The organism is Klenkia soli, from assembly GCF_900103975.1.
In the GTDB taxonomy this organism is placed as follows: Bacteria; Actinomycetota; Actinomycetes; order Mycobacteriales; family Geodermatophilaceae; genus Klenkia; species Klenkia soli.
Genome location: NZ_FNIR01000002.1, coordinates 177,097 through 192,785, shown reverse-complemented (window position 1 = coordinate 192,785; position 15,689 = coordinate 177,097). Strand labels below are relative to the sequence as shown.

The 15,689-nt window shown below is 73.3% G+C and carries 16 protein-coding genes; 6 read left to right on the top strand and 10 right to left on the bottom strand.

The annotated features are described in order from the left end of the window. On the bottom strand, positions 1–2,355 hold the full coding sequence (locus tag BLS67_RS03810; RefSeq protein ID WP_091240001.1) for a chemotaxis protein CheA: 2,355 nt from the start codon (positions 2,353–2,355) through the stop codon (positions 1–3). Positions 2,356–2,744: 389 nt separating this feature from the next. Between BLS67_RS03810 and BLS67_RS03805 the strand changes: the two genes are divergently transcribed. Next, positions 2,745–4,325: a peptide chain release factor 3 gene (locus BLS67_RS03805; protein WP_091239998.1), complete on the top strand. Its 1,581-nt coding sequence runs from the start codon at positions 2,745–2,747 to the stop codon at positions 4,323–4,325. Here the strand turns inward: BLS67_RS03805 and BLS67_RS03800 are convergent. The 4 genes from BLS67_RS03800 to BLS67_RS03785 all read right to left on the bottom strand — a co-directional run bounded on the left by BLS67_RS03800 (position 4,294) and on the right by BLS67_RS03785 (position 6,662). Next, positions 4,294–4,839 (bottom strand): gamma carbonic anhydrase family protein, encoded by a 546-nt coding sequence (locus BLS67_RS03800; protein ID WP_091239994.1) that lies wholly within the window; start codon positions 4,837–4,839, stop codon positions 4,294–4,296. The genes BLS67_RS03805 and BLS67_RS03800 overlap by 32 nt on opposite strands. 23 nt (positions 4,840–4,862) lie before the next feature. Further along, on the bottom strand, positions 4,863–5,252 hold the full coding sequence (locus BLS67_RS03795) for an RNA polymerase-binding protein RbpA (protein ID WP_278247104.1): 390 nt from the start codon (positions 5,250–5,252) through the stop codon (positions 4,863–4,865). A gap of 87 nt (positions 5,253–5,339) precedes the next feature. Next, positions 5,340–5,621, bottom strand: a complete 282-nt coding sequence (locus BLS67_RS03790; protein WP_131801668.1) for a hypothetical protein — start codon at positions 5,619–5,621, stop codon at positions 5,340–5,342. An 81-nt stretch (positions 5,622–5,702) separates the two neighbouring features. Continuing rightward, a complete protein-coding gene (locus BLS67_RS03785; protein WP_091239987.1) occupies positions 5,703–6,662 on the bottom strand; it encodes an EamA family transporter in 960 nt (319 codons plus the stop codon). Positions 6,663–6,744: 82 nt separating this feature from the next. Between BLS67_RS03785 and BLS67_RS03780 the strand changes: the two genes are divergently transcribed. Beyond that, the gene (locus BLS67_RS03780) at positions 6,745–7,293 is read left to right on the top strand and encodes a CGNR zinc finger domain-containing protein (RefSeq protein ID WP_091239984.1); all 549 of its coding nucleotides are present in this window, start codon (positions 6,745–6,747) and stop codon (positions 7,291–7,293) included. Here BLS67_RS03780 and BLS67_RS03775 read toward each other — a convergent pair. Together BLS67_RS03775 and BLS67_RS03770 are read right to left on the bottom strand one after the other, a co-directional pair. Further along, positions 7,266–7,628, bottom strand: coding sequence for an ArsR/SmtB family transcription factor (locus tag BLS67_RS03775; RefSeq protein ID WP_091239980.1), 363 nt, complete (start codon positions 7,626–7,628; stop codon positions 7,266–7,268). The two genes, BLS67_RS03780 and BLS67_RS03775, sit on opposite strands and share 28 nt — an antisense overlap. Then, on the bottom strand, positions 7,629–8,267 hold the full coding sequence (locus tag BLS67_RS03770) for an SRPBCC family protein (protein ID WP_091239977.1): 639 nt from the start codon (positions 8,265–8,267) through the stop codon (positions 7,629–7,631). A 150-nt stretch (positions 8,268–8,417) separates the two neighbouring features. Between BLS67_RS03770 and BLS67_RS03765 the strand changes: the two genes are divergently transcribed. Both BLS67_RS03765 and BLS67_RS03760 read left to right on the top strand, forming a co-directional pair. Beyond that, positions 8,418–8,987 (top strand): YdeI/OmpD-associated family protein, encoded by a 570-nt coding sequence (locus BLS67_RS03765; protein ID WP_242653810.1) that lies wholly within the window; start codon positions 8,418–8,420, stop codon positions 8,985–8,987. Positions 8,988–9,078: 91 nt separating this feature from the next. Then, a complete protein-coding gene (locus BLS67_RS03760) occupies positions 9,079–10,467 on the top strand; it encodes an aspartate aminotransferase family protein (RefSeq protein WP_091239971.1) in 1,389 nt (462 codons plus the stop codon). A 103-nt stretch (positions 10,468–10,570) separates the two neighbouring features. On the opposite strand, the gene BLS67_RS03755 is transcribed toward BLS67_RS03760, so the two are convergent. Both BLS67_RS03755 and BLS67_RS03750 read right to left on the bottom strand, forming a co-directional pair. Continuing rightward, positions 10,571–10,990: a universal stress protein gene (locus BLS67_RS03755; protein ID WP_091239968.1), complete on the bottom strand. Its 420-nt coding sequence runs from the start codon at positions 10,988–10,990 to the stop codon at positions 10,571–10,573. A 28-nt stretch (positions 10,991–11,018) separates the two neighbouring features. Then, the gene (locus BLS67_RS03750; protein WP_091239965.1) at positions 11,019–12,536 is read right to left on the bottom strand and encodes an APC family permease; all 1,518 of its coding nucleotides are present in this window, start codon (positions 12,534–12,536) and stop codon (positions 11,019–11,021) included. A 139-nt stretch (positions 12,537–12,675) separates the two neighbouring features. On the opposite strand from BLS67_RS03750, the gene BLS67_RS03745 reads away from it, so the two are divergent. Further along, positions 12,676–13,887: a saccharopine dehydrogenase family protein gene (locus tag BLS67_RS03745; RefSeq protein WP_091239961.1), complete on the top strand. Its 1,212-nt coding sequence runs from the start codon at positions 12,676–12,678 to the stop codon at positions 13,885–13,887. A gap of 117 nt (positions 13,888–14,004) precedes the next feature. Beyond that, a complete protein-coding gene (locus tag BLS67_RS03740; RefSeq protein WP_091239957.1) occupies positions 14,005–14,559 on the top strand; it encodes a DedA family protein in 555 nt (184 codons plus the stop codon). A gap of 7 nt (positions 14,560–14,566) precedes the next feature. Here BLS67_RS03740 and BLS67_RS03735 read toward each other — a convergent pair whose 3' ends face one another. Further along, positions 14,567–15,598, bottom strand: a complete 1,032-nt coding sequence (locus BLS67_RS03735; RefSeq protein ID WP_091239953.1) for a C40 family peptidase — start codon at positions 15,596–15,598, stop codon at positions 14,567–14,569. Positions 15,599–15,689 lie beyond the last annotated feature (91 nt).

Here is a 15,689-nt window from a genome sequence, read left to right as displayed (position 1 = left end):
TCAGACCGCCATCAGGTCGTCGGAGTCCGCCGCGGCGGAGGTGTCGAAGGATGTCTCGAAGGCGTAGAAGCCGGGGTCGGCCGCGAGGATCGCGGCGCGGACGTCGAGCAGCTCGGTGACCTTGTCGCCGAAGACGGCGGAGCCGAGCAGGCCCATGTCGTCGATGTCGGAGTGCCGGACCTCGGTGTCGTCGACGATGTCGAGGATCTCCTCGACGACGATCGCCACGCTGCGGTCGTGGTCGGCGTAGACGATGACCTCGAGGGTGTCCTTCGTCGACTCCTCGCCGTAGCCGTAGGCCGACGCGGCGCCCAGGTGCTGGTCCAGCCGGACGATCGGCAGGATGGCGCCGCGGTACTGCACCACCTCCCGCGAGCCGACGCGCTCCACCGTGGCCGTCTTGACCTGCTCCAGGCGGGTGACGGTGTCCAGCGGGATCGCGACCCGCCGTCCGCCGCCGATCGCGGCCAGGAGCATCCGGGTGCGCTCGGCGCCCGCGCTCGCCGTGGCGGCGGCCGCGCTGGCGGCGGTGCGCTGCTCGGCCCGCTCGACGGTCTCGGCCCGCAGCGCCCGGCGGGCGAGGGCCTGGACGTCGAGGATCAGGGCCACCGTGCCGTCGCCGAGGACGGTCGCCCCGGAGTAGAGGCCGATGGACTTGAGCTGGGCGCCGACTGCCTTCACGACGATCTCCTCGGTGTTGATGACCCGGTCGACGACCAGGCCGAAACGGCGGCCCTCGGACCTCAGGACGGCGATGACGACGTGGCCGTCGTGCCGCTCGGAGCTGGTGCCGAACACGTCGGCCAGCTGCACCAGCGGCAGCAGCTCGCCGCGCAGCCGGTAGACCTGCGCGCCGCCGACGGTCTCGACCGCGCTGGCGGCCTTCTCGGCGTCCAGGCTGACCAGCTCTTGCAGGCTGACCTGCGGGATGGCGTAGCGGTCACCGGCGCACTCGATGGTGAGCGCCGGCACGATCGCCAGCGTCAGCGGGATGCGGAGCCGGGTGCACGTGCCCCGGCCGGGCTCGGACTCGATCTCGATGGTGCCGCCGATGGCCTCGATGTTGGTCTTGACGACGTCCATCCCGACCCCGCGGCCCGAGACGTTGGTGACCGCGGCCGCGGTGGAGAACCCCGGGGCGAAGATCAGCTGCAGGATGTCGGTGGTCGCCATGCGGGCCAGCTGGTCCGGCGTCACCAGGCCCTTGCGGACCGCGCTCTCGCCGATCCTGACCGGGTCGATGCCGGCGCCGTCGTCGACGACCTCCACCACGACCTGGCCGGACTCGTGCCGCGCCCGCAGGCTCAGCACGCCCTCGCTGGCCTTGCCGGCGGCGCGCCGGGCCTCGGGCTTCTCGATCCCGTGGTCGACGGAGTTGCGCACGAGGTGGGTCAGCGGGTCCTTGACCGCCTCCAGCAGGGTCTTGTCCAGCTCGGTCTCGTTGCCCTCCATCGCCAGCCGCACGGACTTGCCGCACTGCTGACCCAGGTCCCGGACAACGCGGGGGAGCTTGGACCAGATGTGGTCGATGGGCTGCATGCGCGTCTTCATGACGCCCTCCTGCAGCTCGCTGGCGATCAGGTTCAGCCGCTGCCCGGCGCGCACCAGGTCGGTGTCGGCCTGCCGCGAGACGTACTGCACGATCTGGTTGCGGGTCAGCACCAGCTCGCCGACCAGCTGCATGAGCGCGTCGAGCAGGTCCACGTCCACCCGGATGGTGGAGTCGGCGACCGCGCGACGGGGGGCGTGCTCCTCCTCGCCGGCGGCGGCCGGCTTGGCCGGGGCCGCCGCGACCGGGGCCGGCACGACCGGGGCAGCGGGGGCGGGCACGGGGACGGCGACCGGGGCGGGCACGGTCTCCTCGATCGCGGCCAGCTCCTCCTCGACGACCTCGACGGCGGCCTCCACGACCTGCGCCTCCGCGGCGGTCTCGACGGCGGCCTGCACCTCGGCCTCGGGCGCGGCCGGCCCGTCCTCGAGGGCGGCGCTGATCAGCTCGACGGCCCGGGACACGTCGACCGAGCCCTCACCACCGGTGGTCTCGATGGAGCCCAGCAGCTCGCGGACGGTGTCGACCATGGTCAGCAGCGCATCCGTGCGGTGCGGGGTGAGCTGCAGTGCGCCGTCCCGCAGCCGGGAGAGCATGTTCTCGCCGACGTGCGCGACCTGCTCCAGCTTCCCGAAGGCCAGGAAGCCGCTGGTGCCCTTGATCGTGTGGATCGTGCGGAAGATGCTCGACAGCCGCTCCCGGGAGTTCGGCTCCTGCTCCAGCGCCACCAGGTCCCGGTCCAGCTGGTCCAGGTTCTCGTGGCTCTCGACGAGGAAGTCCTCGACGATGTCGTCCAAGCCGTCCACGCTGGTCCTCTTCCCTGCTGTGCCTCGGGGGCCGGCTGCCCCTCGTCGTCAGGGTCCACAACGGCAGCCCCGGCACGTTCTCAACTCGAGCACTCAAGTCGGCGAGCACTTTTTCCGAGACGCGCGGACGAATGGCGGTGACCATTTCTCGGGCGCGCGGCCACCGCCTCGACACCACCCGTCCGAGTGGGAAGAAGACCAGCTCAAGCCCCTGCGACGTGATCTGCGACATCCTCCGGAGAACGGTCGTCGACCATTCGGGTCGATGAGTCGACACACCATTCTCCGGTCACCGCCCACCGTGTCGACAATGGTTGCGCGACCATTCCGGGAGCGGTCAGCCGCGCGACCGGACCGGCGGGGCCCGGCGGCGCCGTAGACTCGCCGGAATGAGCACTGCCGCCGGCGAGGCCGCGCGCCGTCGGACCTTCGCCGTCATCAGCCACCCCGACGCGGGCAAGTCCACCCTGACCGAGGCCCTGGCCCTGCACGCCCACGTGATCGGCCGGGCCGGTGCCGTGCACGGCAAGGCCGGCCGCGGCGCCACGGTGTCGGACTGGATGGACATGGAGAAGGCCCGCGGCATCTCCATCACCAGCGCCGCCCTGCAGTTCGCCTACCGCGACGCCGTGGTCAACCTGCTGGACACCCCCGGGCACGCCGACTTCTCCGAGGACACCTACCGGGTGCTCACCGCCGTCGACGCCGCGGTGATGCTGGTCGACGCCGCCAAGGGCCTCGAGACCCAGACCATGAAGCTGTTCGCGGTCTGCAAGCACCGCGGCATCCCGATCATCACGGTGATCAACAAGTGGGACCGCCCGGGCAACGAGGCGCTGGCCCTCATGGACGAGATCGCCGATCGCACCGGCCTGCAGCCCACCCCGCTGACCTGGCCGGTCGGCATCGCCGGCGACTTCCGCGGGGTGCTGGACCGCCGCGACGGCAGCTACCGGCACTTCACCCGCACCGCCGGCGGCGCGACCATCGCCCCCGAGCGGGTCATGGACGCCGACGCCGCGCTGGCCCAGGAGGGCGAGGCCTGGACGACGGCGCTCGAGGAGAGCGAGCTGCTCGAGGAGACCGGCGCCCAGCACGACCAGGAGCTCTTCCTCGCCGGCGCCACCACCCCGGTGCTGTTCGCCTCCGCCGTCTCGAACTTCGGCGTCGCCGCCCTGCTGGACACCCTCGTGGACCTCGCGCCCGCCCCGGCCGACCGCCCCGACACCGACGGCAAGCCCCGGGCCCTCGACGACCCGTTCAGCGCCTTCGTGTTCAAGGTGCAGGCCGGCATGGACACCGGCCACCGCGACCGGCTGGCCTACATCCGGGTGTGCACCGGCGTCTTCGAGCGCGGCATGGTGGTCACCAACGCCGCGAACGGCCGCCCCTTCGCCACCAAGTACGCCCAGCAGGTGTTCGGCCGCGACCGCGAGACCATCGACACCGCCTACCCCGGCGACGTCGTCGGTCTGGTGAACGCCAGCGCCCTGGGCGTCGGCGACACCCTGTTCACCGACGTCCCCGTGACGTACCCCCCCATCACCACCTTCGCGCCCGAGCACTTCGCCGTCGCCCGGGCTGCCGACACCAGCAAGTACAAGCAGTTCCGCAAGGGCATGGACACCCTGGCCGGCGAGGGCGTCGTCCAGGTGCTGATCTCCGACCGGCGCGGTGACGGTGCCCCCGTGCTGGCCGTCGTCGGCCCCATGCAGTTCGAGGTGGCCAGCCACCGCATGGAGCACGAGTTCGGCTCCCGGGTCAGCCTGGAGAACCTGCCCTACTCGGTCGCCCGGATCACCGACGCCGAGTCGGCACCCGAGATCGCCAAGGCCCGGGGCGCGGAGGTCATGGCCCGCCCCGACGGCGAGCTGCTGGCGCTGTTCACCGACAAGTGGGCGCTGCGGGCGCTGGAGCAGAACAAGCCGCACCTCACCCTCACGCCGTTGGTGGCCGCCCAACTCGCCTGAGGGCACGGTGCTGGTCGAGGCGGTCGGTGTAGCTGGAGGCGTTGGCCCGGATCGGCTCGACCGCGGCGTCGCCCAGCTCCTTGACCACCTTCGCCGGCACCCCGGCCACGAGCGACCCCGGGGGAACCACCGCGTTCTCGGTGACCACGGCGCCGGCCGCGACGATCGAACCGGTGCCGATGTGCGCCCCGTTCATCACCACCGCGCCCATGCCGACCAGGACGTCGTCGTCGACCCGCGCGCCGTGCAGCACGACCCGGTGGCCGACGGTCACCCGGTCGCCCAGGACCAGCGGGAAGCCCGGGTCGCTGTGCAGAATGGAGCCGTCCTGCACGTTGGCGTCGGCGCCGATCGAGATCGACTCGGCGTCGGCCCGCAGCACCGCGCCGTACCAGACCGAGGCGCGCGGCCCCAGGGTCACGTCGCCGACCACCACGGCGGTGGGCGCGACGAAGGCGGTGGGGTCGATCGTGGGGACGCGGTCCCCCAGGGCGGCGATCAGCGGTTCGGTCACCTGCCCTGCCTACCGCACGCGGGTCAGGCGCGCGTGCGGCGGGCCTTCAGCACCTCGAGGCGCTCGGCGAGCAGCTCGTCGAGGTCGGTGATCTCTCGGCGCTCGAGCAGCATCTCCCACGGCGTCTTGCTCACCCGGGGCGGCCCCGTCTTGCGGGCGCGCCCACGCGGGGCCTCGTCCTCGTCGGCGGGCTCGGCCACCGGGGTGTCGGCGGTGACGACGAGGGCGGCCGGGCGACCGTGCCGGGGGCACGTCCAGGTGGCCGGGGGGATCGCGTCGGCGGCGAAGGTGACCTGGACCTCGTGGTCGGTCTCGCAGATGTAGGTGTGGGTGGCGGCCTCGGCGAGCACGGCGCCGCGGACGCTCTCCAGGCTCGTCGTGCCCATCCGGGATCCCCGCAGGTTGTCGGGCACGGTGGGGCCTCCTCGTCGGGTGCTTCGATCCGCCTCTACCTAGCCGTTCCCGGCCGGGCTGAAACGCTGTTTACGCACCACAGGGTGTCAGCTCAGCGGGCTGGGCACGATCCGGGGGGTGCGGGGAGCCTGGTCGTCCTGGGTGGCCGCCCGTCGGGCGGACACCAGCTGCGAGACGCGGTTGCGGGTCACCCCGGCCTCGCGGGCCACGGCGGAGGGTGCGTGGCCGGCCTCGACCGCGGCGACCAGGGCCGCCTCCCAGCGGCGCTGGGCCTCGCGGGCGGCGGCCTGGGCGGTCTGCCGCTCGGCATCGGCGACCCGGATCGCGCGCACGGCAGCATCGATCGTCGTGTCAGGGGTGCCGGTCATGCACCCCAGGGTAGGCCCTCGCACCCGTCCCGGCGGTCACGAACCCCCGATGACCAGGCCGGATGCCCCACGCAGGGGTGACTAGGCCTGGGCGAGGGGGGCCGGTTCGGGCAGCGGCTCGACCGGGACGGCGCGCTGCTCGCCCGCCCGGACCAGCACGATCCCGGCCAGGACGACGGCCCCGCCGACCAGCTGCACCGGGCCCGGCTGCTCGGCGAGGGCGAACCAGGCGAACAGGACGGCGAACAGCACCTCGGTGAGCCCGACGAAGGAGCTGGTGCGCGACCCCAGCCGACGGATGGCGGCCACCCCGGTGGCGTAGGCGAAGGCCGCGGCGACCACGGACAGCCCCAGCACGGGCACCAGCCAGCTCACCCGCGCACCGGCCAGGTCGACGTCGACCGCGGTGGTGCGCCAGGGCACGACCCCGACCACGGCGGCCGCGGCGAGCACGACGGCGCCGATGCCCAACCCGGCCCAGGCGCTGACCAACGGGGGCAGGGCGCCGTCGGTGCGGCTGGAGACCACGAAGTAGACGGCCAGGCCGACCGCGGCGAGCAGGCCCCAGAACACCCCGAGCAGGTCGATCCGTGCACCCCCGACCACGTCGAGCACGAGCACCAGCCCCACGACGGCGACCACGACCCCCGCGGCGGTCGTCGGGCTCGGGAGCTGCCCGTGCCGCAGCCAGGTCCAGAGCACGACCAGGACGACGCCGGAGTACTCCAGGAGCAGGGCCACGCCGACCGACAGCCGCCCGATGGCCAGGAAGTAGGCCAGCTGGCACCCGGCGACGGCGAGGAGGCCGAACGCCAGCACCGACCCGGCGTTGGCCCGCAGCAGCGACCACCGGCCACGCAGCTGCAGCAGCGCCGGGACGGTGAGCACGGCCGCGGCCACCCCGACCCGGACGGTGACGGCGGCGGCCGCGCTCCAGCCCGAGGCCAGCAGCGAGCTGGCGAACACCCCGGAGGTGCCGAAGGCGGCGGCCGAGGCCAGGGCGAGCAGCAGTCCGGTCAACCCGGCACGACGGTCCAGCACGACGATCTCCTCGCGACCCGCGTCAGGACCAAGGTTGGGTACACTCCTGACGAGCTGGACCCTAGCAGACGTCAGGAGCTACATGCTGTTCGCCCATGACACCGAGGTCGGCCTGAACGCGGCCGCAGCGCTGGTGAACACGGCCAGCGGCTCCGGCACCGGCACCGAGCTCCTCCCCGACCCCGCGGCGCTGGCCGCGTTCCTGGACACCTGGGGCTTCACCGGCGACCGGGCCGGCGACACCGCCGAGCTGGCGGCGGTCCACCGGCTGCGGACCCGGCTGGGCGAGATGTGGGACGACGACACCGACGGCGTCGTGGCCGTGGTGAACGCCCTGCTGCGCGACGGCGACGCCCAGCCGCAGCTGGTGCGGCACGGCGACTGGGGGTGGCACGTGCACGCCACCGAGCAGCACGCACCGCTCGCGCACCGCATGGCGGTCGAGGCCGCGATGGCCGTCGCCGACCTGGTGCGCGCCGAGCAGCACGACCGGCTCGGCCGGTGCGAGGCCGAGGGCTGCGGCGCGGCGCTGGTCGACCTGACCAAGAACCGCTCTCGCCGGTTCTGCGACACCTCGTGTGCCAACCGCACGCACGCGGCGGCCTACCGCGCCCGCCGCGCCGCGGGCTGATCGGCCGGCCGGACCCGCCGGGCCCGCTGCCCGCGCGCGATCTCCGTGGCCAGCGCGTCCAGCGGCTGGTCGAAGGGGTCGATCAGCCCTGCCAGCCACGCCCGGGCGGCAGCCACGGCCGCGTCGTCGACGGCGTGGAACCGGCGGGTGCCCTCGGCGCGCACGTGCACCAGCCCGGCGTCCCGCAGAACGGCCAGGTGCTGGGAGACCGCTGGTTGGGTGATCCGTCCGAGGGCGGTCACCAGCTCGCCGACCGTGCGCTCGGTACCGGCCAGCAGCTCCAGGATCCGCCGGCGCGTGGGGTCGCCGAGCGCGTCGAAGGGGTCGACGGCCACTCAGTCGGCGCTGGTGCCGGTGTAGAACGCCGTGGTCTGCGCCGCCGCGGACCGGGCCGCGACCGGATCGTCGCCGTCCGCGGCCGCCGCGTCGGCCCACCCGCCGGCGGCCGCACCCACGAACGCGCGGCCCTCGGCGGTCGTCGGGAAGGCCAGCCCGGCCTCGGGGTCCACCGGGGCCGCGGACTCCAGGTGCAGCCCCAACGCCATCAGGCCGAGGTCCCAGCCGACGCCGACCGCGCCGGGGCCGAAGGTGTTCCACATCTGCGGGTCGACCGGCGCCTCGTGCACCAGCTCGAGGTCGGTGCCGTCGTCGGCCTCGGCGAGGGAGACGGTGAGCCAGGAGACCATCGGGCCCATCTCCCAGGTGACCGCGAACGACTCGGGGGCGGTGCACCGCTCGACGACGCCGCCGGCGTTGCCCTGCAGCTGGTAGCGGCCCCCCTCGTGCAGCTCGCCGGCGACCGGCAGGAACCAGCGCGGGATGCGCTCGGGGTCGGTGACGGCCTGCCAGAGATCGGCCCGGTCGGTGCGGTAGCGACGCCGGGCCACCACCAGGCGGGTGGTGGCGCCGTCCCGGGAGCCGGTGCGCACCTCCCGGACGACGAGACCGGCGGTGGCGACGGGGTCAGCAATCATAAGTCGGAGCTTATGCAAGCCTGTACCGCCAGAGCAAGGGCTGTGGCCGCCCACCGGGTACGGGGTTCTGGCCCTCTCCCCCGTGGCCCAGGGGGCGCGAACCCCGGAGCCCGGGTGCGCCGCGCCGGGCCGAGGCGCCACGATGAGCGGGTGGAGCACGAGTTCGAGGTCCGGTCCTTCGCCACCGCGGACGAGGCGCACGCCTGGTTCGACGCGCACGGCGCGGACACCCCGGGCCTGTCCGTGCTGCTGGCCAAGAAGAAGGCCTTCCCCTCGCTGACCTGGGCCCAGCTGGTCGAGGTGCTGCTGTGCCACGGCTGGATCGACGGTCGCGCCAACACCGTCGACGAGACCTCCTGGACGATCCGCACCACCCCGCGCCGGCCGCGCAGCATCTGGTCGGCCAAGAACGTGGCCACCGTCGCCGAGCTGGTCGCCGCGGGTCGCATGCGCCCGGCCGGGCGGGCCCAGGTCGAGGCGGCGCAGGCCGACGGCCGCTGGGCGCGGGCGTACGCGGGCCCGGCCACCATCACCGTGCCCGACGACCTGGCCGCGGCCCTGGATGCCGTCCCCGCGGCCCGCACGGCGTTCGACGCCCTCGACGGCACCAACCGGTACGCCGTCCTGCACCGGGTGCACACCGCCGCCAACCCCCGCACGCGGGCCGCGCAGATCGCGAAGCTGGTGGGCATGCTCGCCGACGGGAAGACGCTGCACTGACGGTCTCGTCAGGCGGGGGGTTCCCTCGCTACGCTCCGGAGCGTCGAGCCGTCGTCGGACGACGGAATCCGCAGCAGCCGGGAGCACAGCCATGACCATCACGGAACAGCCCGTCACCGAGCCCGGCCGGTACGGCCCTCACGACGTGGACAACCTCTGGCTGCACTTCTCCCGCATGGGCAGCTACACCGAGCAGGCGCCGCCGGTGATCGTCAAGGGCGAGGGCGCCTACATCTGGGACGACCGCGGCCGGAAGTACCTCGACGGGCTGGCCGGCCTGTTCGTCGTCCAGGCCGGCCACGGCCGGCGCGAGCTGGCCCAGGCGGCGGCGAAGCAGGCCGAGGAGCTGGCCTTCTTCCCGATCTGGTCCTACGCGCACCCCTCGGCCATCGAGCTGTCGAAGCGGCTGGCGGCGGCGGCACCGGGCGACCTCAACCGGGTCTTCTTCACCACCGGTGGCGGCGAGGCCGTCGAGACCGCGTGGAAGGCCGCCAAGCAGTACTTCAAGCTGGTCGGCAAGCCGGCCAAGCACAAGGTGATCAGCCGGGCCATCGCCTACCACGGCACCACCCAGGGGGCGCTGTCCATCACCGGGCTGCCGGCCCTCAAGCAGGACTTCGAGCCGCTGGTGCCGGGGGCTTTCCGGGCGGCCAACACCAACATCTACCGGGCGCCCTACTTCGGCGACGACCCGAAGGCCTTCGGGCAGTGGGCCGCCGACCAGATCGAGCAGGCCATCGTGTTCGAGGGCCCGGACACCGTGGCCGCGGTGTTCCTGGAGCCGGTGCAGAACGCCGGCGGCTGCTTCCCGCCCCCGCCCGGGTACTTCGACCGGGTGCGCGAGATCTGCGACCGGCACGACGTGCTGCTGGTCTCCGACGAGGTCATCTGCGCCTTCGGCCGGCTGGGCACCACGTTCGCCTGCGAGAAGTTCGGCTACGTGCCCGACATGATCACCTGCGCCAAGGGGATGACGTCGGGCTACTCCCCCATCGGCGCGATGATCGCCAGCGACCGGGTGGTGGAGCCCTTCCTGCGGCCGGGCGTCTCCTTCCCGCACGGCTACACCTTCGGCGGGCACCCGGTGAGCTCGGCCGTCGCGCTGGCCAACCTCGACGTCTTCGAGCGCGAGGGCCTCAACCAGCACGTGCTGGACACCGAGCACGACTTCCGCCGCACGCTGGAGAAGCTGTCCGACCTGCCGATCGTGGGCGACGTCCGCGGCGACGGGTTCTTCTACGGGATCGAGCTGGTCAAGGACAAGGCGACCAAGGAGACCTTCGACGACGCCGAGAGCGAGCGGCTGCTGCGCGGCTTCCTGTCCGGGGCGCTCTTCGACGCGGGGCTGTACTGCCGCGCCGACGACCGCGGCGACCCGGTCATCCAGCTCGCCCCGCCGCTGATCGCCGGGCAGGCGGAGTTCGACCTCATCGAGCAGACCCTGCGCAGCGTCCTGACGGAGGCCTGGTCCCGGCTGTGAGGTCCGCGTGCCGGTGATCAGGTGACCTGATCGCCGGGTCGCCACCCTCACCACCGTTGGTGCGGCCGGAACCCCGTGGATCAGGTCACCTGATCCACGGGACTCACCCGCGGTCGGCCGGGACGCAGAGGACGGGGCGGTCCGAGAGGTGCAGCAGCTTGTGCGGCACCGACCCGAGGATGGCGCCGCGGAGCGGGGTCTCGCCGTAGGTGCCCACCACGATGACCCGGGCGTCGTGCTTCTCGGCGGCCTGCAGCAGCGCGGTGACCGGCTTCTCGTCGACCAGCTCGAGCACGGTGCGCACCCCGGCTGCCTCGGCGTCGGCCACCGCGTGGGCGAGGACGGTCTGGCCCAGCTCGACCAGCGCCTGGGTGTGCGACCCGGCCTCCTCCCCCACCACCCCGGGGGGCGCGGCCCCGAAGACGAGCACCAGCGGTTCGTCCAGCCGGCCGGCCAGGTCGATGGCCAGCCCGAGGGCGCGGCGGGCGCCCGGGGACTCGTCGTAGCCGAGCACGATGCTCATCGGTGGGTCTCTCCAGCGGTCGGGGCGGTCACGGGGCGGGGTCCTCGACGGCGGCGCCGGTGCGACCGGCGGCGATGTCGGCCTGCAGGCGCTCGACGGTGGTGGTCTTCTCGGCCCAGAAGCGGGCGTCGGTGAACCGCCAGACGACCATGAACACGACGCCGACCAGGAAGATGCCGATCCCGATCACCAGCGGCGGGCCGACCCCGAACCAGGAGACGCCGCTGTAGGAGTTCGCGGGGTCGGCCAGGTCACCGATCGACTCGACGAGCAGCCAGATCAGCAGCAACGACCCGATGACCGGGCCGACGCCGATGAGGAAGAAGTCCTTCACGCTGCGGGTCAGCTGCCGGCGGTGGAACACCGCGCAGGCGATGCCGGTGAGGGAGTAGTAGAAGGCGATCAGCAGCGACAGCGCGGTCAGCGAGTCGAACAGCGCGTTCTCGCTGATCAGGTTGACCACCAGGTACCAGGCGATCGCGATCGCGGCGACGACCCAGGTGGAGACGTCCGGGGTGCGGAACCGCGGGCTGATCCGGGCCAGCGACGCGGGCATCGCGTGCCGGCGGGCCATCGACAGCCCGGTGCGGGAGGCCGGCAGGATCGTCGTCTGGGTGGAGGCGATGGCCGAGGTGGACACCGCGAGCAGCAGCACCCAGTCCCAGGGCCCCATGACCTCGGTGGCCAGGGTGGCGAAGATCGTCTCCTCCTCGCCCGAGCGGTCGGCGAGGAACGCCGTCCCGAAGTAGCTGAGGATCGCGATCGTGACGCCCAGGTAGGTGACCAGCAGGACCACCGTCGAGACGATCGCCGCCTTGCCGGGGGTGGACTCCGAGTCCTGCGTCTCCTCGGTCAGGTTGACCGCGGACTCCCAGCCCCAGTAGATGAAGACACCCAGCAGCAGCCCGCCGGTGAGCGCGCCCCCACCCGCGCCGAAGGGGTTCAGCCACGACAGCGAGGGCGTCAGGCCACCGCCCTCGACGCCGTCCCCGGCCAGGCCCTTGACCAGGGCGATGCCCGCGAAGACCAGCAGCGCGCCGACCTGGGCGATGATCAGGCCGTTCTGCAGCTTGGCGCTGAACTCGGTGCCGATCACGCACACCGCGGTCATCGCGATGATCAGCAGCACGGTCAGCGTGCGGACGACGAACGTGTTGTCGGCCAGCCCGTCCAGCTGCAGGGCCAGCAACCCGAACCGGACGCCGACGTCGGCCAGCGAGCCGATGACCAGCACACCGGTCATCGCGATGGCCCAGCCGCCCAGCCACCCCACCCAGGGCCCCATCGCGCGGGTGACCCAGGAGAACGTCGTCCCGCAGTCCTGGTCGGCGCGGTTGAGGTAGTAGAAGGCCGAGGCGATCAGCAGCATGGGGATGAACGACGCCAGGAAGACGCCCGGCGCGTAGACCCCCACCAGGGCGACCACCGCGCCGACCACGGCGGCCAGCGAGTACGCCGGAGAGGTCGAGGCGAGCCCGATGACCAGGGCGTCGACGAAGCCGATCGCGCCCTGCTTCAGCTGCGGCTGCGCGGCGGGCTCGCTCATGGCCGGCTCACTGGTTCCGTCATGCCACGGTTATCGCAGGTGGATGACGGCTCCACAAGGGTTTCGCGTGTTACGAGTTGGCACGGCGACGGATGTCGTCGCTACGCTCGGCCTCCCTCCACGAGAAGAGAAGGACAGCATGCGCATCCTCCTGGTCGGCGCCGGCGGCGTCGGCAGCGCGTTCGCCGCGATCGCCGCCCGCCGGTCGTTCTTCGAGGCCCTGGTCGTCACCGACTACGACGGCGCCCGGGCCGAGGCCACCGCGTCCGCCGTGGGCGACGAGCGGTTCAGCAGCGCCGGGTCGGTCGACGCCGGGGACGCCGACGCCGTCGCCGCCCTGCTGGCCGAGCACCGCTGCGACGTGCTGATGAACGCCGTCGACCCGCGGTTCGTGATGCCGCTGTTCCGGGCCGCGCTGGCCGGTGGGGCGACCTACCTGGACATGGCGATGTCGCTGTCCCACCCGCACCCCGAGAACCCGTACGCCGAGACCGGCGTGAAGCTGGGCGACGAGCAGTTCGCGTTGGCCGGTGAGTGGGAGGCCGCCGGGCAGCTGGCCCTGGTCGGCATGGGCGTGGAGCCCGGCCTCTCCGACGTGTTCGCCCGGTACGCCGCCGACCACCTGTTCTCGACGATCGACGAGCTCGGCGTGCGCGACGGGGCGAACCTGGAGGTCGCCGGCTACGAGTTCGCGCCCTCGTTCAGCATCTGGACGACCATCGAGGAGTGCCTGAACCCGCCGGTGGTCTACGAGGAGGGGCGCGGGTTCTTCACCACCCCGCCGTTCAGCGAGCCCGAGGTGTTCGAGTTCCCCGAGGGCATCGGCCCGGTCGAGTGCGTGAACGTCGAGCACGAGGAGGTGCTCCTCATTCCGCGCTGGGTCGACGCGAAGCGGGTCACCTTCAAGTACGGGCTGGGCGAGGAGTTCATCGACGTCCTCAAGACTCTGCACAAGCTCGGCCTCGACCGCACCGACCCGGTCACGGTGAAGGGTGTGCAGGTCAGCCCGCGCGACGTCGTCGCGGCGTGCCTGCCCGACCCGGCCCGGCTCGGCGACCGGATGTCGGGCAAGACCTGCGCCGGGCTGTGGGTCAGCGGTACGGGCAAGGACGGCGAACCGCGGCAGGTCTACCTGTACCACGTGGTGGACAACGAGTGGTCCATGCGCGAGTACGGCCACCAGGCGGTGGTCTGGCAGACCGCGGTGAACCCCGTGGTGGCCCTCGAGCTGGTGGCCGCCGGCACGTGGCGCGGCGCGGGCGTGCTCGGGCCCGAGGCCTTCGACAGCCAGCCGTTCCTCGACCTCCTCACCGCCTACGGCTCCCCGTGGGGCATGCGCGAGGGCGGCTGACCCCCAGCCCGTTCCGGGGCCGCTGACAGCGGACGTGCAAGCCGGGTGGGAACGGTGCGCAGGTGACCGCCCTCCCGGAGGCCCGGTCGTAGGGGCCCGCGGCGTGCGGAGCGCGTCGTGGGGGGCGACCGGGTCCTTCTGGCCCTGTTCGTCGGGTTCGTCGTGCCTGCCGAGACCGCCGTCGTGCTCGGCGGGGTGGCCGCCGAGCAGGGCCGCGTCTCGGTCTGGCTGCTGGGCGTCCTGGTGGTGGTCGCGGCGGTCCTCGGCGACACCGTGGGCTACGAGGTCGGCCGGCACGCCGGGCCCCGGCTGCTGGCCAGCCGCATCGCGCGCCAGCACCAGGACGGCATCGACCGGGCCTCGGACACCCTCGCCCGGCGCGGCGGCCCCGCCGTCCTGCTGGCCCGGCTGACCGCGTTCCTGCGCGCGGTCACCCCGGCGCTGGCCGGGGTCGCCGGCATGCGCTACCGGACCTTCCTCACCTGGAACGCCGTCGGCGGCCTGCTGTGGGGCGTGGGTGCGGTGCTGATCGGCTACCTGGCCGGTGCCTCCTGGGAGAGCGTCGCGAGCACCGTGGGCACGACCGGCGCGGTCGTCGCCGCCGCCGTGGTCGTCGTCGTCCTCGTGGTGTGGCGGGTCCGCCGGCGCCGGTCGACCCCGGCCGCCGCCTGACCCGGGCTCAGCCGGTGACGCGGCGGGCGCCGACGTACCCCCGCTGGTCGACGCTGGTGACGGCGACCGGGCGGCCGCTGACGCTGGCGTGCACCATCTGGCCGTTGCCGATGTACATGCCCACGTGGCTCACCGGCGAGTAGAAGAAGACCAGGTCACCGGGCTGCAGGTCGGCCCGGGACACGGGGACGCCGAGCCCGGACTGCGCCCGGCTGGAGTGCGGCAGCGAGACTCCGGCCGCCGCGTAGGCGAACTGGGTCAGCCCGGAGCAGTCGAACCCGTCGGGACCGGCTGCGCCGACCACGTAGGGCTTGCCCACCTGCTCCAGCGCGGTCGCGACGGCGGCCGCGGCCGCCTCGGTGGGCGCGGCCGCCGGGGCAGCCGCGGCGGCGTCCGCCATCGACGCGGCGGACAGCTCGGGCCCGGCCACGGCGGTGTCGACGGCGGCCTGCTGCGGGCCGGCCAGCCGGGCGTAGTCGGCGCGGTACCCGGCCAGCTGGTCCTGCAGCTGGTCCTGCTGAGCCTGCAGGTCGGCCAGGGACGCGTCGGCGGCGGCCTTCGCCGCATCCGCGTCCGACCGGGCCTGCACCGCCACCTGGCGCGCGGCCGCGACCTGGGCCAGCACGGCGTCGGTGTGGGTGGTGAGCTGGCCGATGGTCGAGACCCGGTCGAGCATCTCGTCGGCCGAACCACTGGTCAGCACGGTCTCGATGCCCGAGGGCATGCCGTCGACGAAGCCGCTGCGCACGATCGCGTCGACCTGGGGCTGCAGCTGCGCCAGGGCCGCGTCGGCGGCGTCCGCGGCGGCGTCGGCGGTGTCCACGAGGGCCTGCTGGTCGGCGACGGCGAGCTCGGCGTCGTTCACCTGCTCGCTGAGCGCCTCGACCTGCTGCGCGGTCTGCGTGACCGCGGCGGCGGCGTCGGCCGCGGTGGCCGGTGCGGCCACCGCGGGGCCGGTGGCCAGCGTCAGCAGGACGCCGGTGACCACCGCCGGGACGGCCACCCTGGACCAGCGACGAGCGGTCGATCGGGGTGTCATGGGATGTCCTCTTCGGTCGCGCCCGGGCACCCGGGGAGGGGTGCCGTCGCCGAGCGAGTCGACACGCAACGTAACGAGACCGGTGCTCGTC